The organism is Eubacterium sp. AM05-23 (genome assembly GCF_003477535.1).
Taxonomy (GTDB): Bacteria; Bacillota; Clostridia; order Eubacteriales; family Eubacteriaceae; genus Eubacterium; species Eubacterium maltosivorans.
Window position 1 is genome coordinate 1 of sequence record NZ_QUDF01000005.1, and the last position, 21,630, is coordinate 21,630.

At 49.0% G+C, this 21,630-nt stretch carries 21 protein-coding genes and 1 pseudogene; 18 read left to right on the forward strand and 4 right to left on the reverse strand.

Annotated elements, in window-relative coordinates:
* The 14 genes and pseudogenes from DW091_RS20515 to DW091_RS07635 form a co-directional block, all read left to right on the forward strand.
* Window positions 1–87, forward strand: a pseudogene (locus DW091_RS20515) (peptidase M15); the annotation flags it as partial.
* A gap of 96 nt (window positions 88–183) precedes the next feature.
* Window positions 184–405 (forward strand): hypothetical protein, encoded by a 222-nt coding sequence (locus DW091_RS07575; protein WP_133067102.1) that lies wholly within the window; start codon window positions 184–186, stop codon window positions 403–405.
* 92 nt (window positions 406–497) lie between these two features.
* A complete protein-coding gene (locus DW091_RS07580; RefSeq protein ID WP_058694747.1) occupies window positions 498–1,007 on the forward strand; it encodes a nitroreductase family protein in 510 nt (169 codons plus the stop codon).
* A 187-nt stretch (window positions 1,008–1,194) separates the two neighbouring features.
* Window positions 1,195–2,523 carry a PocR ligand-binding domain-containing protein gene (locus DW091_RS07585; protein ID WP_118517854.1) on the forward strand — a complete coding sequence of 443 codons (1,329 nt, stop codon included), beginning with the start codon at window positions 1,195–1,197 and terminating at the stop codon, window positions 2,521–2,523.
* Between the two features lie 33 nt (window positions 2,524–2,556).
* Complete coding sequence (locus DW091_RS07590) at window positions 2,557–3,225, forward strand: corrinoid protein (RefSeq protein ID WP_118517855.1); 669 nt, start codon at window positions 2,557–2,559, stop codon at window positions 3,223–3,225.
* Between the two features lie 2 nt (window positions 3,226–3,227).
* Window positions 3,228–3,833, forward strand: coding sequence for a GTP-binding protein (locus DW091_RS07595; protein WP_118517856.1), 606 nt, complete (start codon window positions 3,228–3,230; stop codon window positions 3,831–3,833).
* A gap of 15 nt (window positions 3,834–3,848) precedes the next feature.
* Window positions 3,849–4,343: a hypothetical protein gene (locus DW091_RS20300; RefSeq protein WP_199678157.1), complete on the forward strand. Its 495-nt coding sequence runs from the start codon at window positions 3,849–3,851 to the stop codon at window positions 4,341–4,343.
* 515 nt (window positions 4,344–4,858) lie between these two features.
* A complete protein-coding gene (locus DW091_RS07605) occupies window positions 4,859–5,266 on the forward strand; it encodes a B12-binding domain-containing protein (RefSeq protein ID WP_118517857.1) in 408 nt (135 codons plus the stop codon).
* An 18-nt stretch (window positions 5,267–5,284) separates the two neighbouring features.
* The gene (locus tag DW091_RS07610) at window positions 5,285–6,667 is read left to right on the forward strand and encodes a methyltransferase MtaB domain-containing protein (RefSeq protein WP_118517858.1); all 1,383 of its coding nucleotides are present in this window, start codon (window positions 5,285–5,287) and stop codon (window positions 6,665–6,667) included.
* A 163-nt stretch (window positions 6,668–6,830) separates the two neighbouring features.
* Window positions 6,831–7,466, forward strand: coding sequence for a corrinoid protein (locus DW091_RS07615; RefSeq protein ID WP_118517859.1), 636 nt, complete (start codon window positions 6,831–6,833; stop codon window positions 7,464–7,466).
* Window positions 7,467–7,532: 66 nt separating this feature from the next.
* A complete protein-coding gene (locus tag DW091_RS07620; RefSeq protein ID WP_058696385.1) occupies window positions 7,533–8,333 on the forward strand; it encodes a methyltetrahydrofolate cobalamin methyltransferase in 801 nt (266 codons plus the stop codon).
* Between the two features lie 356 nt (window positions 8,334–8,689).
* Window positions 8,690–9,664, forward strand: coding sequence for a diguanylate cyclase (locus DW091_RS07625; protein WP_058694739.1), 975 nt, complete (start codon window positions 8,690–8,692; stop codon window positions 9,662–9,664).
* Between the two features lie 127 nt (window positions 9,665–9,791).
* Entirely contained in the window at window positions 9,792–10,622 is an 831-nt protein-coding gene (locus DW091_RS07630) for a sigma-70 family RNA polymerase sigma factor (protein WP_118517860.1), read from the forward strand.
* Between the two features lies 1 nt (window position 10,623).
* Entirely contained in the window at window positions 10,624–11,310 is a 687-nt protein-coding gene (locus tag DW091_RS07635) for a DUF2461 domain-containing protein (RefSeq protein WP_118517861.1), read from the forward strand.
* Window positions 11,311–11,358: 48 nt separating this feature from the next.
* Here the strand turns inward: DW091_RS07635 and DW091_RS07640 are convergent, their stop codons facing one another.
* The 3 genes from DW091_RS07640 to DW091_RS07650 form a co-directional block, all read right to left on the reverse strand.
* Window positions 11,359–12,903, reverse strand: coding sequence for an ASKHA domain-containing protein (locus DW091_RS07640; protein ID WP_118517862.1), 1,545 nt, complete (start codon window positions 12,901–12,903; stop codon window positions 11,359–11,361).
* Between the two features lie 1,020 nt (window positions 12,904–13,923).
* On the reverse strand, window positions 13,924–15,261 hold the full coding sequence (locus tag DW091_RS07645) for a GHKL domain-containing protein (protein WP_118517863.1): 1,338 nt from the start codon (window positions 15,259–15,261) through the stop codon (window positions 13,924–13,926).
* A 2-nt stretch (window positions 15,262–15,263) separates the two neighbouring features.
* Complete coding sequence (locus DW091_RS07650) at window positions 15,264–15,986, reverse strand: LytTR family DNA-binding domain-containing protein (RefSeq protein WP_058694735.1); 723 nt, start codon at window positions 15,984–15,986, stop codon at window positions 15,264–15,266.
* 440 nt (window positions 15,987–16,426) lie between these two features.
* Between DW091_RS07650 and DW091_RS07655 the strand changes: the two genes are divergently transcribed.
* From DW091_RS07655 to DW091_RS07665, 3 genes are read left to right on the forward strand one after another with little or no spacing between them, the layout of a single operon-like run.
* The gene (locus tag DW091_RS07655) at window positions 16,427–17,512 is read left to right on the forward strand and encodes a hypothetical protein (protein WP_118517864.1); all 1,086 of its coding nucleotides are present in this window, start codon (window positions 16,427–16,429) and stop codon (window positions 17,510–17,512) included.
* Window positions 17,513–17,530: 18 nt separating this feature from the next.
* On the forward strand, window positions 17,531–18,301 hold the full coding sequence (locus DW091_RS07660; protein ID WP_058694733.1) for an ion transporter: 771 nt from the start codon (window positions 17,531–17,533) through the stop codon (window positions 18,299–18,301).
* Window positions 18,294–18,875, forward strand: coding sequence for a hypothetical protein (locus tag DW091_RS07665; RefSeq protein WP_074618404.1), 582 nt, complete (start codon window positions 18,294–18,296; stop codon window positions 18,873–18,875). The genes DW091_RS07660 and DW091_RS07665 overlap by 8 nt, the downstream gene beginning before the upstream one ends.
* A gap of 17 nt (window positions 18,876–18,892) precedes the next feature.
* Here the strand turns inward: DW091_RS07665 and DW091_RS07670 are convergent, their stop codons facing one another.
* The gene (locus tag DW091_RS07670) at window positions 18,893–20,254 is read right to left on the reverse strand and encodes a sensor histidine kinase (RefSeq protein WP_118517865.1); all 1,362 of its coding nucleotides are present in this window, start codon (window positions 20,252–20,254) and stop codon (window positions 18,893–18,895) included.
* A gap of 280 nt (window positions 20,255–20,534) precedes the next feature.
* Between DW091_RS07670 and DW091_RS07675 the strand changes: the two genes are divergently transcribed.
* A complete protein-coding gene (locus tag DW091_RS07675) occupies window positions 20,535–21,551 on the forward strand; it encodes a site-specific integrase (RefSeq protein WP_158577855.1) in 1,017 nt (338 codons plus the stop codon).
* Window positions 21,552–21,630: the final 79 nt, after the last annotated feature.

The window sequence follows — 21,630 nt, forward strand, 5'->3', positions numbered from 1 at the left end:
GTGGGCGATCTGGCCGCCGGAGCAAAGGACTGCGGGCTGAACGTGCTGCCCTACTACAGCAGCGGCTACATTCATGTGGAAATTTAATTCTTCAGAAATATTTCAGAATTTGTTCACAGAAAGATCACAATGATTTGTTATACTAAATACATACTTAGGAAATAAACCTTGGGGGTGTACGAAATGACAAAGACAAAAAAGACAGACCAGCTGACCGTCATGGTCCTCGCGCTGTTGATTTTAATGACCGCTGCCCTTGTAGGGCTGTTTCAATCCACACAGTCGCTCATTCAGAGCCATGGAAGCGCCGCCGCCTCTGCGGTGACAGCCGTTCAGACCCTGGCCGAGACGAAGCCCGCGGCAGGCAGCAGTGTCCTGGCTGAGCGCGCCTGCGATTTTATCTGAAAAAAACGGCTTAAAATTTAAAATTTTTCATTTCCTTTTTTGAATTTGGGTATATAATAGTTATAATAGCTTAACACATAGGAGGATATGATATGAACGCGATTTTTAATCGTGCCAGCGTCAGAGTCTTTAAAGACGCGCCGGTCGAAAAGGAAAAAATAGAAATGCTGTTAAAGGCAGCTATGCAGGCCCCGTCCGCCGGAAACCAGCAGCCCTGGGAATTTATCGTGGTCGAGGACAAAAAAACACTGGAACAGCTGTCCGAAACCGATGCCTACGCTAAATTTGTGGCCAAGGTACCGGCAGCCATCGTGGCGCTCGGCAATACCAATGAAATGCGGTTTCCGGAACACTGGGAACAGGACCTGGGCGCAGCCTGCGAAAACATCCTGCTGGAGGCCGTGAGCCAGGAACTGGGCGCGGTATGGCTGGGAGTGGCTCCGCTTAAGGAGCGCATGGACCACATCACAAAGGTCTTTGAGCTGCCGGATAACATCCGTCCCTACGCCATCATTCCCTTTGGCTATGCCAAACGGCCCTACGAGGTGGAAGAACGGTATGACGCCGACCGGGTTCACTATGAAAAATATGGACAAAAATAAATAGAAATTTTAACAAAGCGAGCGGTAAAGGACCGGAGTGTCTTTTGCCGCTTTTTCCATGCCATGAAAGAAGCACAAAATAGTACAGAAAATGACAAGAAATTTCCTATTCACAGCGCGTTTTTTGTTATATAACTATATATAGAAAGATAGCGGCAGATGAAAACGAACACAAGGAGGCGCAGAAATGGAAAACAGCGTGGGAAAGGAAAGCCGGAACGGGCCGGCCACACGGGCGCACCTTTTGCAGCTGGTGGATAAAAATCTGTTGGTCGAGATCCTGGACGCCTTTACCAATGTGACAGGCCTGACCGCCAACATCGTGGACACAGCGGGGCGTTCCATTTTCTCAAAGGCCGACGCCCAGATCAACTGCAGCTTCTGCCAGCTGATCTGGAAGCTGGAAAAGCAGAAGGGCATCCAGCGCTGCAAGGGCGCCTACGCCCGGGCGGGCAAGCAGGCAGCCCTGTTTAACGAGCCCTATATCTTCAGGTGCCCGGGCGGTCTGGTGGAATGGGCAGCGCCCATCATCGTGGACGGTGAGCACCTGGGCAGTGTGATCTGCGGGCAGGTGCTCATGTGGGAGCCCGAGGAGTTTTTCTGGATCGAGCTGGAGGAGATGAACCGGGTGCTCACCGATGATTTTGACCCGCTGTTTAAGGCCGCCAAGGAGCTTCAGGTGGTGTCGGGTGAAAAGGTACAAAGCGCCGCCTCGCTGCTGTCGGTCATGGCCAACTACATCGTGAACGCGGCCTGGCAGAGCATGCAGCGCAAAAAAGAGCTTGAGCTTCAGCAGACGCTCTTAAACGATGAGATCGCTACCCGCAAAAGCCTGGAAGAAAAGCTGAACAGCCAGAGCCTGAACTATTATATCGAAAAGGAAAAGAGCCTTATCGGCAAGATTAAGCTGGGCGACCTTGACGAATGCCGCAAAATTTTTAAGGTCATGCTGGCCGATATCTTTGCCGAAGCCGGGCAGGATAACCTGGCTGTGGTGCGGGCGCGGGTCTTTGAGCTGGTGGTCGTGGTGTCCCGGGCCTCGGTGGAGGCTGGCGTCAATTCAGAAAGACCCATTGGCATCAACGCGGCTTTTATGCAGGAGCTTGGGGCATGCTATTCGACCGAGGCCATCAACACAGCGGCGTTAAAGGTGCTGGAGCGCTATTTTAAGGAGATACAGACCAATAGCAAGTCTAAGAACCGCCTGGCCATTGAGGGCATCAAGGGCTTTATCCGCAACAATTATGACCGCAACCTGACCCTCGAGGAAATCGCGGATTCGGTTTATCTGAGCCCGTACTATGTCAGCCGCATCTTTAAGGAGAGTCAGAGCATCACAGTCATGGACTATGTGACCCGGGTCAAGCTGGACGAGGCCAAGAAGATGCTGGGCAACACGCGGTACAAAATTGACGAGATTGCCATTCGGCTGGGCTACAGCGACGCGAGCTATTTCTCAAAAGTGTTCAAAAAAAACGAGGGCATGACGCCGACACAGTTCAGGCAGAGCCGGTAGGCGCGCAGAGCATGAGGAAAGGGGGAAGAGCGCATGGATCAGATTATTATGGAAATACAGCAGGGCCTGGTAGACGGCGACGCAGAGTATGTGAAGGGCAAAACCGAGGCGGCCCTGGCGCGTGAGATCAGGCCGGAAGCCATCATTAAAAATGCGCTGATTCCGACCATGGATAAAATCGGCCGGGAGTTCAGGGAAGGGGATATCTATATCCCCGATGTGCTCATGTCGTCCCGGGCCATGCATGCCAGCCTTTATGTGCTCAAGCCACTGCTCACAAGGGCTGTAAGCGGCCACAAGGGCAGGGTGGTCATCGGCACAGTGGCCGGGGATCTGCACGACATCGGCAAGAATATGGTCACCTGGAGCCTTCAGGGTGAGGGCTATGAGGTCGTCGATCTGGGCATCGATGTGCCGCCCGCTACCTTTGTGGCCGCCATCCGGGAGTGCCAGCCAGATATTTTAGCCATGTCCGCCCTGCTGACCACCACCATCGGCGAGATGCGCAATGTGATTCAGGAGGTGACCGATGAAGGCCTCCGGGACAAGGTGAAGATCATTGTGGGCGGCGGGCCTGTGACCCAGGACTTTGCCGACGAGGTGGGCGCCAACGGCTACGGCAAAGATATCTTTGGGGCCATCGATGTGGTCAACCAGCTTCTGGGCAGAGGCGGCGGCTATTTTGGGACAAGTGAGGTGTGAGAATGTGTGAGAAAAAGCCAGAGATCATCCTGTTTACGGGATTTTTAGGCTCAGGAAAGACGACCATGCTGCTAAAAACCATTGAGCTGCTGGCAGCGGAAAATAAAAAATGCGCTATCATCGTCAATGAGATCGGCGAGGTGGGCATCGATAACCGGCAGATGCGCAAGCTGGGTTATGACGTGCTGGATTTGTTTGGCGGCTGTGTGTGCTGTACGCTGAAAGTGACCCTGGAGGCCACTATCAACCATCTGCTTACAGAATACGACGGCATCGACTATATTCTGTTTGAGCCATCTGGCATGGCCGACCCGGCCGCCATGTACCCGTCCATGGAAAACTGTGGTTACACGCCAGAGGATATCCGCAATGTGTTTATCTTTGACCCGCTGCGGGTGGATCTGTACCGGGTGCGGCTGAACAGCCTGCTAAAGAGCTCTCTGGAGCTGGCCTGGGCAGTGGTGATTAATAAGATTGACGAGGCCCCCGAGCACGCGGTGCGTGAGGCAGAGGGCATGATCCGGAATCTGGACGGCAGACTTCCGGTCTTTAAGATGGATGTCAGCGCCGGGCTGACACCAGCATTCAAGACATACTTAGTCCGTTAGACAGGAGAAAAAACAATGTATCAGAATGAGTTTATACCAGCGGTTTTCAAGCTTCAGTTTAAATCCGACGGCCCCATGACGCCCGAGGAGTGGGAGGAAATGATCGGCAGCCTCATGGGCGTGTACGCCAACCGCATATCGGAAAGGGAAAAGACCTTTATCGGTCATATCAAGGGCCTGGCGGAGCTTTCGGACGCCGCCTTTATCAAGTTCAGCTGTGTCAACGCCCTGGCTGGCGTTCATCACGAGTACACGGGCGGCAGCGAAGCGTCGAGCCAGGTGAAAATGATCATCAACTCCCTGGTCAGCGGCGTTACTGCCGAGGAGAGCCGGAAGCTTTTAAACCTTTCATGGCTGTTTATTGAGAAGGACTATCATCAGGTGGTTATGCGGGTGACAGAGGCCATCACCGAGGAAGCCCATGAGCATCACCACCACGACGGCGAGGTTTGTCCTGTCTGTCACGGGCATCACGATCATGGGCATGAACACCAGCATCACGACCATTAATCATGTCAACAAACTTTAACAATAAGAGGCAAAGCATTAAAAAGAGAACGGTTTAGTTGAAAGTTGAAAATGGAAAGTGGAAAGTTCAGGTACAAATCTGCCTTTGACAGATTTGATTGGATACGGCCTGCGGCCGTGATTTCAATCGCTTTTGCGTTAGCAAAGCGTTCCATAACCTACAACTTTCAACCTTCAACCTTTAACCTGAACAGCCTCGTGTTTTATCTTTGTTCCTGACTTTTGAATTCATTAATCATGTAAAAAGGCTTTATTTTAAAAGAATAAGGCCTTTTTTTAGTATGATTTTAGTATAATAATTATAAAAAGCAAGATATTACCGAAAAGTATATAAATCGTCCAAAGACAGACAGCCCCGCAGGGTGTATGATAATAACATAAATAATTATTTAATAAGTCCCGCGGGGTGATCATGATGTATATTTTAAGGAAAGAGGAGTGTATTAAAGCGTTAAAGGATGTTTTAAAAAGGATATTTTAGGATTAGAGAGGCTTTTATGGAATTTAAAGTAATCACAAATCTGATGGCAAATCTGGAAGAAGAAAATCTGATGCTGGCGATTGATGAATTTTTAGCTTTAAATCCATCGAGGGAAGAAGGATTATATGTGATCGAAGCCTGCCGGCAGGGAACGGAGAAGGTCGGAACACTTTTTGAGGCTGGGGAGTACTTTGCCGGTGATTTATTACTGGCAGGCCAGCTTTTCAGAGAAGTGAAAAAGCGGCTGGAACCAGTAGTCGGCAGCGGACTGGACGACCTGAAGTCCGGCGTCATCGCCCTGGGCCCTGTTTATGGAGATGGACAGGAGGACGGAAACGAGATTTTCAGACGCCTGGTGGAGATGGCCGGGTTCATCGTCATCAACCCTTGTTGCAAAGGCTCCCTTCGGCATTCAACGAACTAAAAAGTGGAGGATACAAAAATGGCAAAGAAATTTGATAAATTGGCAATTAATCATCTGGATGATTTTATTTATGGCTCCTGCCCGAACCCTGTGACCACCAAGAGCGGCATGGTTATCGGCGGCGGCACCGTCTATCCGGAAATCAACTTTACACTTCCGGGTATGGATGTAAACGATCAGACCATCGATAAGGCGCTGAGCATTTATTCCAATATCATTGACGGCGTGCTCAAGCGCGCGGCAGAGCTCTACGCGCCCGGCGTACTGGTCGAATTTGAAACCGTGCCGGACTTTACCGAGCACCCGAAATATGGCATCGACGCCAACCGCATTTTGTTAAACGGCATTAAGGAAGCGGCTGACAAGTACGGCCTCAAGGCAGCGCTGCGGACGACCCCCAACGACCTGCGCGAAATGAGCCGTCCTCCGGTAATGCGCGGCGGTAAATACTGGGATACCATGCTGGAGCTGTATGAACAGTGTGCCAAGGATGGTTCGGACTTTTTATCCATCGAATCGACCGGCGGTAAGGAAATCAACGATGAAGCCCTAGTAAAGGCGGATATCCGCAAGGCCATCTTCGCCATGGGTGTTCTGGGCTGCCGCGATATGGAATATCTCTGGGGCAACCTGGTTAAATTATCCGACGCTAATGGTTGCTTCGCTGCCGGCGACTCTGCCTGCGGCTTTGCCAACACTGCCATGGTACTGGCCGAAAAAGGCTTTATCCCCCATGTCTTTGCCGCCGTTATGCGTGTTGTGGCAGTGCCGAGAGCGCTGGTCGCCTTTGAACAGGGCGCCGTTGGCCCAAGCAAGGACTGCGCTTATGAAGGCCCATACCTCAAGGCCATTACCGGCAGCCCCATCGCCATGGAAGGCAAAAGCGCTGCGGGCGCCCACTTAAGCCCGGTTGGCAACATCGCGGCAGCAGTGGCCGATACCTGGAGTAATGAATCCATCCAGCAGGTTAAGCTTTTATCCGAAATGGCGCCTGTAGTGGGCATGGAACAGCTCGTATATGACTGCCGTCTCATGAACACAGCCAAGGAAAAGGGTCAGGGGCTCATGATGCGCGATCTGCTCACCGAGTCCGATGCTCCGCTGGACGTTCAGGCATGGGTTCTGAGACCAGATGTTGTGCTTAAGATCGCCGGCGAACTGGTCAAAGAACAGGATAACTTCCTGAGAACCAAGCTGGCCGCCAAGCTGACCATCAATGAGCTGCGCGACGCCATCAAGGCCGAAAAGGTCAAGGCTGACCGCCGCGACATGAAATGGCTCGACAAGATGGAAAAAGCAGTGGACAAGATTCCAGACGATCCGGAACAGTTCTACGCAGAAATCAAACCCGAGCTGGATATGGACAAATGGCACCCTGAAGGCTACGGCTTAAAGGCTTAAGCAGCGGATATTAATATTCTAAAATAAAGAACGGAAAATTCACTATTAAAATATTTTTGAAAATTGGATAATACCTTCCGGCGCAGCCAGTACACACTGCGCGCCGGAAGCTCAGGTAAGCAGCTTTAATCAGGAATAAAAACAAAAATCGGAGGATATAAAAATGGCAATTTTAGAAGATATTCAAAACTGTGTGTTAGACGGCGAACTGGATGAGATCAAGGATCTGGTACAGAAGGCAGTGGACGAAGGCATCGACCCCACCACCATCATCAATGATGGCCTGATCGGCGGTATGAACATTGTGGCGCCGCTGTTTAAGAGCGGTGAAATGTTTGTGCCCGAAGTCATGGAATCCGCGGATACCATGAACGAAGGCATGCAGGTAGTTAAGCCCTTAATCACCGACGCTGACATGCCCACTAAGGGCAAGGTTATCATCGGCACCGTCAACGGTGACCTGCACGACATCGGCAAAAATCTGGTGGTCTTAATGATGGAAAGCCGCGGCTACACCGTGGTAGACATGGGGGTTGACGTTAAAGAAGAACAGTTTGTAGCAGGCATTAAAGAGCACAAGCCAGACATTGTGGGCATGTCCTCACTGTTGACCACCACCATGATGAAGATTGACGACACCGTTAAATTAATTAACGAATCCGGTCTGCGTGACCAGGTTAAGATCATTATAGGCGGCGCGCCCATCTCACAGGAATTTGCTGATGATGTGGGAGCGGACGGTTATTCCGAAGACGCCTCTACCGCCGTTGAGCTCTGTGACCGCATGATGGCCATGTAGCAGGCAGAAAACTGGCATAAAGATTAGTTAAACATAAAATTTGACGAACAGGAGGCATTTCAAATGCTGACAATTGTTGGTGAACTCATAAACACCAGCCGCCCCGCGGTTAAGGAGGCGGTAAATAACAAAGATGAAGCGTTCATCCGGGACCTTGCCAGAAAGCAGGCAGACGCCGGCGCGACCTATATCGACGTGAACTGCGGCAATATGGTCAAGAATGAACTGGAAATAATGGAATGGCTTGTGAATATTGTTCAGGACGAGGTGGACACACCCCTGTGCATTGACAGCCCCAACGCCAAAGCACTGGACGTGGGCCTGGCCCTGTGTAAGAACGGCCGTCCCATGATCAATTCCATCTCTGACGAGGATGAGCGTTATGAATCTGTTCTTCCCTTAATTAAAAAGTATAACGCCAAAATCGTCGTGCTGTGCATGGATTCCACCGGTATGCCGGAAACCGCAGCCGACCGCATGAAGGTTGTGAAAAACCTTTATGCCAAGCTCAAGGCCGAGGGCATCGCCGATGACGACATGTACTTTGACCCGCTGGTCAAGCCCATCAGCAGCGTTACCAGCGCTGGAGAGGAAGTGCTCGACACCATCCGGCAGATCAAGCAGGATTACCCTGATGTACACTTCATGTGCGGTTTAAGTAACATTTCTTATGGCTTGCCGAACCGCAGTATACTGAACCGTTTGTTTGTAGTCCAGACAATGACCCTGGGGATGGACGGCTATGTACTTGACCCCACCAACGGCAAGATGATGGCTGATATCATCACATCCACCGCGCTCCTTGGCAAGGACAACTACTGCGGCAAGTATATCAAAGCGCACCGCAAAGGCAAGCTGGACGCATAGTCTGATGCGTAACCCGATGATTTCATTCTCCAAGTGAAATGATCACCCCTCTATGGCCGGCGGCACATCACCGCCGGCTGCTCATCAAATGAATAAATAATTTAAAGAAAATTACCCTTCCAAACTAAAATTTTTAACATTTAGCAGTAAACATTTAACAGTCGGCAGGAATGCTCCCCTCCAAGAGCCTTCCTGCTTTTTATATTGTAAGCGGGCTGGGATACGTCGAAACGGCGCACCCCGGCCTGAAACAGGCCGTATCGACCCAGATGACCGCCTGGGCGGTGTAATTAAGCCTTGCCCCAGGCATAAAAGCACTGTATAATAGATATAATGAGAAACTGAGGAGCCTGTATATGAAAAAGATTGAGGAAAAGGCAGTTGCCTTTGCAAAATCCATATGGGAGGATTATCTGGTCAATCGTGATCTTCTGAAGCTGACGAAGGTGTTTGACGATAACGCTTCCTATATTGGCACCGGAGACGGCGAAATCTGTTATAGTCTGGAACAGGTTCGCGCAGCGCTCCTAGGTGAGGAAGAGGAGTGGAACGGCCATTTTACCATTGATGACCAGTGGTATGAGGTTCGGGTCATGAGCAATGAATTTGTCGTTGTTTTTGGAGGCTTTGACGCCCATGAGGCCAGCGATAACCCTCTGGTTGCGGCCATGCACACCCGCTTTTCCCTGACACTGCGGGTCAGCGGCGATACCTTTAAGGTCGTCCACCTGCATCACTCAGTCCCCAATTTTGAGCAGCTGGAAGGGGAATTCTTCCCTAAGACCATTACGGAAAAGCGCAACGAGGAATTCCGCCATGCCCTTGAGCAGAAAACCAACGAACTCAGGCGGATGGCCCAGCTGGACTCACTGACAGGCCTTTTAAACCGAGTCAGTGTCGAGCAGGAGATTAACACCTCTCTGGAGCAGGGCGCAGAGGGCGTGCTGCTGATGATTGACATCGATGATTTTAAGGGGATTAACGATGTGTTCGGCCATCTGGCCGGCGATACCGTGCTCAAGGTCCTGTCCGACCGGATCCGCGACAGCTTTGGCGGCCAGAGCATCATGGGCCGTGTAGGCGGCGACGAGTTTGTGGTCTTTGCACAAAAGACAGCCGGCCGCGACAGCATCGGCCAGACTGCCCAGCAGTTCTGTGAGCGTGTGGTAAAGCCTGTCATGGATATTCCAGACTGCAGCATTACCGTCAGCATTGGCATCGCCCTGGCGCCGGATAACGGCAGCACCTACAGCGCGCTGGTGCGTTCAGCCGATCAGGCCCTGTACGAGCGCAAGAAAAACAGTAAAAACGGCTATGTATTCGCCGGATAAACGGCAGTAAGAGCGGCTTAGAGTCCGCTCTTTTTGTTTAGGCGCAAAAAGGCAAAAATACTTAAATTTTGTCACAGCGGGTTTTGGCTGTCGTCTAATCCTGTATAAGCATAAAGGAGGAAACATAATGGTTTCAGAAAAAGAGATGCGTACTTTTATCAGACGAGCCTCGGAGGGGGATAAGGAAGCCCTGGGGACTGTGCTGGAATCGGTTCAGGATATGGTTTTTAACCTGTCGCTGCGCATGATGGGAATGATCGAGGACGCCGAGGACGCCACCCAGGAGATCATGATCCGTGTCATGACAAGCCTGTCGTCCTTTAAGGGAGAGAGCCTTTTTTCCACCTGGGTTTACCGTATCGCCAAAAACTATCTGGTGGATTACCGCCGCTCACGGTTCGACCGTCAGCCCCTCACCTTTGATTTTTATGCCCGCGATATCGAGCAAGGCATGGCTGAGCGCTGCCCGGATCCTCAGGCTGGGGTGGACGCCGAGCTTTTGGCCGAGGAGCTGAAGCTTTCCTGTACCAATGTCATGCTGCAGTGCCTGGACGCGGAAAGCCGCTGTATTTATGTGCTGGGCACCATGTTCAAAATCGACAGCGCCATGGGGGCCAATATTTTTGACACAACGCCGGAAAACTACCGGCAGAAGCTCTCCCGCATCCGCAGACAGGTCAATGATTTTCTGAAAAAATACTGCGGCCTCAGCGGGAGCGGCATGTGCGCCTGCCAAAAGCGCCTTGGCTACGCGGTGGGCCAAAAGCGACTGAACCCCGCACGTCTGGAGTACAGCGCTTTAGAGGTGTGCAAAAAGGAAATGGAAAACATGGACGCCCTGGCCGGTGTGTTCGAAAGCCTGCCAGAGTACCGTGTGCCGGAAAATGCCCGGGCCTTTATCAACCGTCTGGTAGCTTCAGATTCAATGGCTTCGATTCAGAAAGCGGGGAGAATATAAGATGAACGACAGTGAAAAAATGCTGGATTTTCTGGCGCAGCTGCAGGCTAATAACACCCTGGAATGGATGCACAGCCATCAGCCAGAGTACAGGGCCGCCCGGGCAGCCTTTGTCGGCCTTGTCTCAGATTTAATGCAGAAGATGCTCCCCGACGAGCCCGACCTGGGCCTGATAAACCCTGGAGACCTTGTTTTCAGGCTTAACCGGGACACCCGCTTCAGTAAGGATAAGAGCCCCTACACGCCGGCGTTCCGCGCGCATATTTCACCGCAGGGCAGAGGCATGGTGCCAGTGGGAGACTACCTGTTTGTCTCGCCAGGCCATATTTTTCTGGGCGGCGGTGTCTTTCACGCCAAAATGCCAGAGATCACCAGACGCATAAGAGATCAGATTGTGTTGGAGGGCAGTCGCTTCGAGGCTATTTTAGCGGCGCCAGATTTTGCCGAAAAATTGACACTCCAGGGTGAAAAGCTTAAAAATGTGCCGCGCGGTTACGATAAAGAACACCCCTGTGGCGAACTTTTAAAGCATAAGTCCTGGTATGTGGAGTATGGCATCGAAAAAGACCTGTTTTTGGACCGCGAAGCCTTTTTGGACGAGGCAGTGGATGTGTTCAGACGGATAAAGCCCTTTAATGACTTTATCAACAAGGCTTTGGAAGGTCTTGAAATGCCCGGAAAAAGATAGGATTAAGCATTAAAAAATCCCACGGATGGCTCGTGGGATTTTTTATGCTCAGCGCAGGACACCGCGTTCTTTTAAGCGCTGCCGCACAGTGGGGTAAAGGCTCAGATCGGTGTGGGGCAGAAAGCGCGCGGCAAACATGCGGGTCAGAAAGTCCGGCGCTGCGCCAAACTCCAGATAATGGATATTGTCCTGAAGTGCGCCCACCGTATCGAAAAGGGTATAGTCCAGCAGCAGGGCCCGCGCGCCGGTCAGGGAGCTGTTGCCCAGAACCGTAAAGCGCTCGGCCGGAAGGTCGGGGTAGAGGCCGATGTTGACAGCGGCTTCAAGGTTGATATGCGCGCAGAACGCCCCGGCGATAAAGACCTGGTCAATGTCTTCTGGCCCAATGCCCGCGGCTTCCAGAAGATAGGCCACCATGGTGTTGGCGGCAGCCTTGGTGTCCAGATACTGGGTGATGTCTGTCTGATTGAAGAGAAGCGGGGTGCCGTCAGCGGTCACATCCGCGTCGGCATACCGCAGGGCATAGCCGTCATCGGTGGTCACAATGCGGTCTGTGGCGTCAGGGTTAAACTTCCCGGAAAAGTCGATCCAGCCGTTCAGCAGCATTTCCGACAGCAGATCCACAATGCCGGAGCCGCAGATACCTTTGGGCGGCGCGTTTTCAATGGTGGTGCAGTGCAGAACACTGTCTGTGATACGCACATGGTCAATGGCGCCCGGTCCGGCCTTCATGCCGCTCTTGCTGATACCGCCCTCCAGCGCGGGACCGGCCGCGCCAGCCCCGGCGATCAGGAAATTTTCATCGCCCAGCACCATCTCGCCATTGGTGCCAATGTCGATAAAGAGGGAAGGCTTTTTCTGCCTGTCGAGCCGGGCCGCCAGCAGGCCGCTGATGATGTCGCCGCCCAGGTAGTTGGCTGCTGAGGGCATACAGTAAACCAGTCCGCTGGTGGGCAGGCCCAGATCGGCGGCGGGTATAAAGTCTGTGTGGTTGAACATGGGGGTAAAGGGAACTTCAAAAATGGGCCAGGGGTCAATACCGAGGAAAAGATGCGTCATGGTCGTGTTGCCAGACACAATCATAATGCTGTAAGCCTCGGGCGCGATGCCCGTTTGGGCGGTGAGGTCGTCAAACAAATCGCAGAAGGTCTGGACAGTGCTGGCCTGAAGCTCGTCCAGGTGGTCAGGCCGGCCCTTGGTATAGAAAATGCGGCTTAATATCTCATCGCCGTAGTCGATCTGTCTGTTAAAGCGGCTTTTTTCTGCCAATACCTGTCCAGTGTTTAAGTCGATGGACTGCATGATCACAGTGGTGCTGCCGAGATCCACGGCCAGGCCGTAGTTTTCTGCGGTGGTGTCGCCGGCTTCAATGCGCGTCAGTTCCCAGTGGGTTCCAGCGTAAACCAGGGTGCAGGTTACCTTGAAACCAGCTTCCCGGCAGACAGCTGCGTATTTTTTGTAGGTTTTATAGGATAGCGCCAGCGGTGAAAAGGTGGCTTCAAGGCCCTGCAGCAGGCGTTCGCGGTCTGCTGTGATGTCGCCTTGGCCAGGTGCCGGCAGCTCTAAATAAATTTTTTGGCTGAAAGCGTTCAAAAAGTCATCTCCTGTCTTTGTATTCCGTTTCATTATAATGGAAAAAGGATGGATAAGCAAGTACAGCACAGCGTTAAAATATCGTCAAGATATACCCAAACAGGGATAGTTGCCCCAAGTTTTACCGAAAAGGGTAATTTTTTACCGTAATATTTTACAATAAGGTGACTTGAAGTGCTATAATTTAGTCATCCGATGGATCACAAAAGGAAGAGCCCCATATGCTCACGCCTTTTGAGATAAGCACACCCTGCCATTCCAGAGGTTTGACTATATTTGTGAAAGCAAGTATAAAATCCTCTCATCCATACCAATTCAAATCTCTGGTCTGGCTGTAGACGCTCCATTTGTGCTGTTTATTTTCATTTTTATAATGAAAACAAGTTTTTCGCTGTGTTCTTGTAAAAAAATGCAGCAAATTGTTTTTGATGGGGAGATGAGGCTCTTGCCATGAGATCTCACGACACATCAGCTGTTTCTGATTTTTCTGATGGCGCCGGTAAAAATGGCTGTGCGATGGAACACAGTCAAGAGGAGTAGCCCTGCCGAACCAACAGGGCTGTGATTTTGGGACTCCTCCAGATCGCTTCATTACCTTGAGGCGATTGAACAGGTTCAAAAAAATAACACGCTTTTAACATTATCATTTTCACCACTGCGGCCGGCGGACCGGCCCCCCTTAGCCATACATCACAATCTCAAACTGGGGGGCGGCATCAGAAAATAAGAACAGACTCACTTTAAAATTCCGATTTTTGGCAGCTGGGACGGGTGCATAAATCAGATCGAAAGCGTTAGTCCGATTCATTTTGATCACATTCCAAAACGTGCCTCCATATATGATGCTTTTGGAAAGCCGGTGTTATCCAGAGCGCCGGTCATTGATTTTTGACGCTTTGCTTTTTCCATAAAACGGGGAATTTTCATGGAAAGAGCAGCGATGCTTTTATCTCATTGCACTTTACCTGGTTTTATCTGAAGCCATAAACAAAAAAACTCCTGCAGCTTCGCAGGAGTTTTTTATTTGCTTTCCGGCATCAGTAAAACAGAGGCTTTGAAAATGTGGTCAGCGTAATCGAAATGGGCAAAGCCCTGGTGCTTTTCAGCGATATGGCGGACAGAAGCGAGGCCGATACCCTCACCGGCGCGTTTGGTGGAGTAAAACCTGTCCTTTACCTGTCGAATTTCATTTTCATAACTGTTTTTCACGTTAACGGCCACCATCCGCTGTCCGGCAATACCGACACTTACATGAATAAAGCGGCGCAGCCTCGTCTGAAGCAGGCAGGCATCCAGTGCATTCTCAAAAAGATTTCCAAGCACCACGCATGCGTCCATCTCGGTTATGGGCAGCTCCTTTGGCAGATTGACCGTAACATTCATCTCGATACCAGCCTTGCGCGCCAGCAGATAGTAATGGCGGAGGATGGTATCGACAGCGTAGTTTTCGCAAAAGGAAGGCGCCTCATCGGTATCCAGTATTTTCAGGTAGTGGTTAATATACCGCAGAAGGCCGGTGGTATCTCTCTGGTCGGCATAGCCCTTGAGGGCCAGCAGGTTATGCCTGAGGTCATGCCTTGCGGCCCTTGTGTCCTCGATATTTTTCTGAAGCTGCTCATACTGCTCCTTCTGGAGCTCGATCTGAAGATCCATGACGCTCAGCTTTGACTGCAGCCTTGAGTTGGCGAAGCTTTCCAGCAGGGTGCGCATGACGATATAGTAGGTCAGGATAGTCCCGATAATCCACGCCACAGGCAGCAGGAAAAAACTGTTGTGCCAGACCAGGCTGCTGTCGCAAAAGGTGGGGTACAGCCCAATCCGGAAAATAAAGTAAAAGGATATGGGAATAATCCAAAGGTAGCGCCATGCGGGCATATCGCTGGTCTGTTCGATAACAGGCTTAATAGTTTTCTGCATAAACCAGAACAGGAAAGGAAAAGCGGCCAGCTCCAGTAATACAAGGGTGATTGTAAAATCAAGCGGATAAATAAAAAGGCCAAACCGATTGTTCCAGACAATATTAAAAATTTTTGCCAGAAGCTGAATATAGTCGTTGTAGTTTGTCAGAAAGCACAAAACAAAGAGATTTGTAAAATAATTATCCCTTATACAGAAAAGAGCAGCCGTAACGACAAAAAGAAAGAATACAAAGCTCAGGACGCCGCGAACACTGTAGAAGACGCTGTCTGGCGTGAGATAAATGTCTGTGATAAACACGCTGAAGGCGAGGATAGACACAATGACGACAAACCAAACCCACTTAGGAACCTTTAAATGCTCAATAAAAACAGCAAAAAAACAAAAAAAACAGGGGATAAGCTGGGCAAGACAGATGACAACAGCGATTCGGGCGTCCAAAATCAAAGCCTCCTGTTTAATTTGTCAAATTCATAGTTAGCGTAGCGCTGCCGGATTTCTGCGCGAAGCCCGCGGTTAATGGGTACCCGTTCGCCTGAGAGCATGACAAAATCCTTTTCGTCAAGTATATCTACCTCATCCATATTCACGATACAGTTCCGGTAGCAGTTGACAAACTGAGGATAGGGCAGCAGCAGCGCGGAAAAATCAGAAAAAGGCATGTAGCATTTGACAGTACGTCGTTTAGTATGGATGTAAATGTAATGGTTGGAGTAATCCGTATAAACGATATCCTTTAAAAAGATTTTTACATAAGTCCGCCCTTCCTTCACCTCAATATACCGGCTTTTCTTGAACAGCGTTTCATCACAATAGCGCATGGTTTCCTCAAAAACTTCATAGCTGTAAGGCTTAACCAGATAGTCGAAAGCCCGGACTCTGAATCCCTTTACCGCATGAAACTGGCTGGTGGTCGAAAAAATGAGCAGACAATCGCTGTCTTTCTCACGGATTTTCTCTGCCGTTTCAATACCATTCAAACCATCCATATAAATATCCAAAAAAATAAGATCATAGGTCTGCGGGGTAAAGCACTCAAGAAAACGGCTGCCGCTTTCAAAGAGCGTGATCTCCGCATCAAGCTGGTGATCGGCGCTGTAACGGTGGATGTATTCGGAGAGCAGCTCACATTCTGTTCTTAGATCGTCGATAATCGCGATTTTCATAAAGACATCCCCCTTTCATAATTATTGCAATCAAATTTTATCATATTATGTTAAAAAAGACTGGAAATTCGGAACACAAAATTGGTAAAAAAAAGACGTTTTCGGTAAGAATGTTGATTCTGATTTTTTTGACAGGTATGATTATAGTGTACCTTAACAGGATCTTAAGAAAATGACAAGCAGACGCTTATCATCCATTAAGATAGCAGTGCGGCGCTTTGTTTTTGTATTACACCAATATGCTTTCACAGTGTGAACACATATCCTCTCATCCAATCGTAATGCAGTAAACCCTGCCCGCGCTGCATGAAGTTTAAAACAGCGAGACAATGGTGTTCCGTTTCCGCGATGCGGCAGAGTGGAAAGATTGTCTCCCTTTTTATGTTTGATATACCCAAACAGGTATTCAAAATAGACTTTAAAAGACGAGAGGAGAGAAAATGAAATTCGGCGAATTAAAAAGCTGGCAGAAAAAACGTCTGCTGATGAGCTTTTTTACCTATGTCATCGTTATTGTTGTTTTTTTGGCGTATGCTGCGGTTACCATGTATACCGACAAGAAAGCAGAAGACGGCTACTGGGTGTCTATGCTGCAGACGCCAAAGGATATTGAGGAGAAGGCGGCTCAATTCGATCAGGACGCAACTAAGGTGCAGGTTGGTACCTATGTGGAAAACCTGAAAGAAGTCAACCTGAAAACCTCAAGCTTCCGCATGGTGGTGTTGATCTGGTTTAAATGGGAGGGAGATGATAATCTGGATATGGCCAAGCATTTCCGCATTTATAAAGGAACCATTAACAAAACAGAAACCGTTAAAAACTACCATGAAAATGGCGAAAATTATCAGGCGGTTCGGTGTGATGTCTCAATTACCAAAAACTACTGGAATCGTCGTTTCCCGCTGGAATCCCATCAGCTTCGTATGTATGTGGAATCCGAACTGCCAGTGGATGAGGTCGTGTTTGTTAACGATAGCGAAAACAGCGGCGTTAACGGCTCACTTGGAATCTCCGGTTATGATTTGAGGCGCAATGAAACCGGGACCACCATGATTGAGTACGATAATAACCACGACGATCCGGAAATATCAGGTAATATCATTAACTCAGAGCATATCACCGCGCTGGAGCTCAACCGTGACAGCATGGGATTATATGTCAAATGTTTTATTGCGCTGGTCGGAACCATTACCTGGGTGCTTATCACGCTATTCATTTGCACCTATCACCGTGTCGATCCCCTCAGCATGATCCCTGCAGCTCTTTTCGGGACAGTGACCAACATTATGGTTGGAGCGAACCTGCTGCCAGACGCCCTTCAGCTCGGCCTGCTTGAGTTCGTCAATATCTTTGGCATTGCGACCATTCTGGCAGTGGCGATGACAATCATCAATATTAACCGGATTCGAAACAAATACGAGGATCGTGATTTTGCAAGCTTTTACGGGCGTGTCATGTTCTATACGATTCTGTTCTTTGTGGTGGCCGGGAATATCATCCTGCCCATATCCGCGTATATGTTCTAGGGATCGAGGCGTTAATCGATGCGTGAACAGATATACAAAATTGTTAAAAAAGCAGAGCCTGGAGATGTCATCAGCAAATACTATGACGTGTTTATCATGGTGGTGGCCTTTATCAGTATCTGCCCGCTGATGTTTAAGGAATCCAATTCGCTTTTGGTGATGATTGATACCATCACCGTCTATATTCTTTTTACCGATTATATTTTTAACTGGATTACCTATGATTACAAGCTTAAAAAGCATTCACCCTGGGTGTTTGTGGCCTATCCCTTCTCACCCTGGGCCTTGATCGACCTGGTTTCGATTTTGCCGTCTCTTGGGCTGCTGGGCGCTGGCTTTCGAATTCTGCGTGTGCTGCGTGTGTTTAAGGTGCTGTACTACTCAAAAACCTTCTCCTATGTGGCCAATGTTTTCAAAAACGAGCGCAAAACCCTGGGCTATGTGCTCATCATCGCGCTGGCCTATATCTTTGTATCGGCACTGGCCATGTTTGCTTATGAGCCGGATACCTTTGATAATTTCTTTGAAGCGCTCTACTGGGCAACAACAGCCCTGACCACCGTTGGTTATGGGGATGTGTACCCGGTCACAGAGGTAGGGCGTTTGATCAGCATGATTTCATCACTCTTTGGTATCGCAGTGATCGCAATGCCTGCCGGTGTCGTGACCGCTGGGTTTATGGATGAAATCGGACGTGCGAAGGAACTGGAACGCCTTGAAAAGGCTAAAAAAGAAGGGAAGAACCTCGAGGAAGTCATTGAGGAGGAATTGGAGGAACAGAATGAGTAACAAAACGCGCTATTTAATCATCATGGTTTTGGGCGTTGTAATGAACCGGCTGCTCTATGTTCTCTCGATGCATTTTAATCTGCCCTTCTGGCTGGATATGTCCGGCACTGTTCTGGCCGCGCTGATACTGGAGCCGACAGCTGGGCTTCTGGTAGGGCTTGTGAATAATTTTGGGCTGGCAGTGTTCAACTACAGCAGCAGCTCGCTGATTTTCTACGCGGTCAGCGCTGCCGCCGCGCTGGTGGTGGGCGTGAATATGCGCCGTAACGGACAGATCGACTGGAAGCGCACAGTTCCAACCATGGGGCTGCTGATTTTAGTCACTGGCGTCCTGTCCGCCTTGCTCAGCATCTGGCAGAGTGGCGGAGCGCTTACCCACCCCTGGGAGGTCTATTTTTACAACCTGGCCGTATCCGCCGGTGTCCCCTGGGTGCTGGCCTGCTTCATTGGCACCATGGTTATCAAGGTTTTCGATGTGATCGCCACAGCCGGTATCATCGCACTGCTTTACTTTGTTTTGCCAGACAGCCTGAAGTATCCGCCGGAAACGCTCATGGAAAAAGAAAAGATTTAGATAAAAAAGAACGTCCTTTACGGGACGTTCTTTTTTGATGTGCTGTTTTTGCGTGATAGCGCGTCAGGGTTCAGCAGAACAGATGCTTCAAAAACCTGATGGTCATCATTAAATTTTGCAAAGCCGCTGTATTTTTCAGTTATCCGGCAGACCGAATGGATACCGATTCCTTCCGCATCGCGCTTGGAGGACATAAAGCCACCATCATCCTTTTTACAGATTGCATGATCATAGCTGTTTTTGACGGAGATCACCACGGAGTCCTTGCCCGAAACGCCGAGCTTTACAGAAATAAAGCGGTTTGCCTTTTTCTGACGCTGGCAGGCCTCCACCGCGTTTTCAAACAAATTGCCAAAAACCACGCAGAGATCGCCCTCAGAAAAAAACAGCGGCTCGGGAAGCTCGATATCAATGTGCAGGTCAATGGCATTTTGGCGTGCAAGAGCAGCGTAATGCTGGGCGATGGCGTCGATGGCAGTGTTGGCGCAGAGAGGCAGGGCCCTGTTCATATCCGCAGACTTCAGGCAGTCGCTCAGGCAGGCGTCGATTTGTTCAAAGGCGTTGTTTTCCGCATATCCTTTGAGCATGAGCAGGCGGTGCTTCAGGTTATGACGGGCTTTTTCAGTATCCTCAATATTATTTTTCAGGCGGTTATACTGTTCATGCTGCATACTGGCCTGATAATCAGATAGCTCCAGTTTATTTTGAAGCTCAGCAGCCCGCTGGTTTTCCTGAATCAGTCTTAAAATAACATAATAGGTCAAAAAGGTGCCGGCAAACCAGACAAAAGGTAAAACATGGGCCGATACAGAGGAAAGATTTAAAGAGCCAGGATAGATGCAGAACCGGTATAGCAGGAAAAAACAAACGGGCACAACCCATAAATACCGCCAGTAGGGCATGCTGCCTGTCTCAAAGACAGTTGGTTTAATGACCTTAATGGTAAAAAATCCGACAAAGGGCAGTGTAAGCGTGAAAATTAAAAACAGGATAAAGGCAGACAGCAGCGGATTGGCAAGCAGAGAAGGCCCACAGAATATCTGGCTGAAAAACACAACGGTATCCAGATAATTTTTAATAATAAAGACCACAAAAAAGTTAAGGAAAAAATTTTCTTTAACGCTTAAAAGAAAAATCAGACCAATGGTAATATTAAACAAAACACTGACAGTGATCCGCGCATTGCCGGAATCAGGCATGGCGCTGAGCGTGAAAACAGCGGCATAGGTGACCGTACTTGAAATCAGGAGTACAGCAACCATCAGAATATTAATGCTGGTGCCAAATCGGAAATTGCCTTTAAAAACCGACTGGTATAGAAAGAGCGCCGGCAGAAGTTGAATAAGTGAAAGCAGCGCAGCAAAAGCGAATTGATCCAAAACCAACCTCCACAATTTGCATGAGTTTTCCTCATTTTACCATAGAACGGAAGAATTTGCATAGAGAAGCGCCCAACGTGAAAGTATAAAAATAAAAAATAATGAGGACTTATCTTTTAGTATAAAACAACCCATATGGAATGTATGTAAGCGGAAAAATAAAAATCGTAGAATACCATATTCTACGTCATTTTTTTACTTTTTATAAATTCTATTATATCATTTATAAATTGCTATTACTAGCAAAATTCTAATTAATTTTTAGTAGGGAGGCATGATTATGAAAAAAACATTTTCAATGTGGTCGCAGTCAATTCGTCGTTTTTTTTCAAAGAGGTCACTAACGCTGGGAGCGTTCAGCCGTGAGTGGATAAGGGAACGCAGCGATGAAGGAAAGATTAAGGTTTCCACACTTACCAATTATCAGCGTATTATTGAACGCTATTTGTTGCCTGAATTAGGTGATCTGCGGCTGGATGCTGTAACCGGTGAAGTGGTACAGAATTTTGTGAAATCACTGGAAAAGAAAACACTTAAGACATCCACAATTCAAGGCATTATCGGCAGGCTATCGTCAATTATGGAAAGAGCCGTGGAAACCGGATTGATTGATAAAAATCCCTGCGGGCATATCGTCATCCAGAAAAAACGGCAGACAACGACAGGAAAAATTCTGACCATTGAGGACCAAAAGACTCTGACGCACTGGCTTTCAGCCCATGAGCACAACCTGAGCCTTGCCATACAGCTCGGACTCTTTGCGGGAATGCGCATCGGGGAGATCGCAGCGCTGCAATGGAAAGACATTGACCTGAAAAATGGGTTCATTCATGTTCGCAGAAATGTTCAGCGTGTGAAAAATCCTGAAATGGGCCAGCGCAAAACCATTAACCAGATTGGCACGCCAAAATCGCAAAAAGCCTTTCGCTCTATTCCCATTACCTCTATTTTAATGAAATCACTCCAGTGCTATGAAAAAAACGGGTTAAAGCAGGAAGCTTTTGTGATTGCCAAAAAAGGTGGCTCAGCCTATGATGTGAGAACCATACAGCGCTATTTTAAAAAGACTATTTTCACCCTTAAATTAGATAATTACCGTTTTCACGACCTTCGGCACACCTTTGCGACCAGGGCGAAGGAAAGCGGAATGGACATACAGATCATCAGTGAAATTCTTGGGCATTCAGAGACATCTGTCACCATGAACATTTATCTGCACATCACAGACCATCATAAAAAACAGGAGATGGTGCTTCTGGATAAGCTAAACTCAACAATATATGGAAAAGCGGCATAAATTGTCGTGAAATATGGTATTCTACGAACTTTCTTTAAAAAATATACCCTGTATTTTAAGGAATCACAATAAAGGTAGA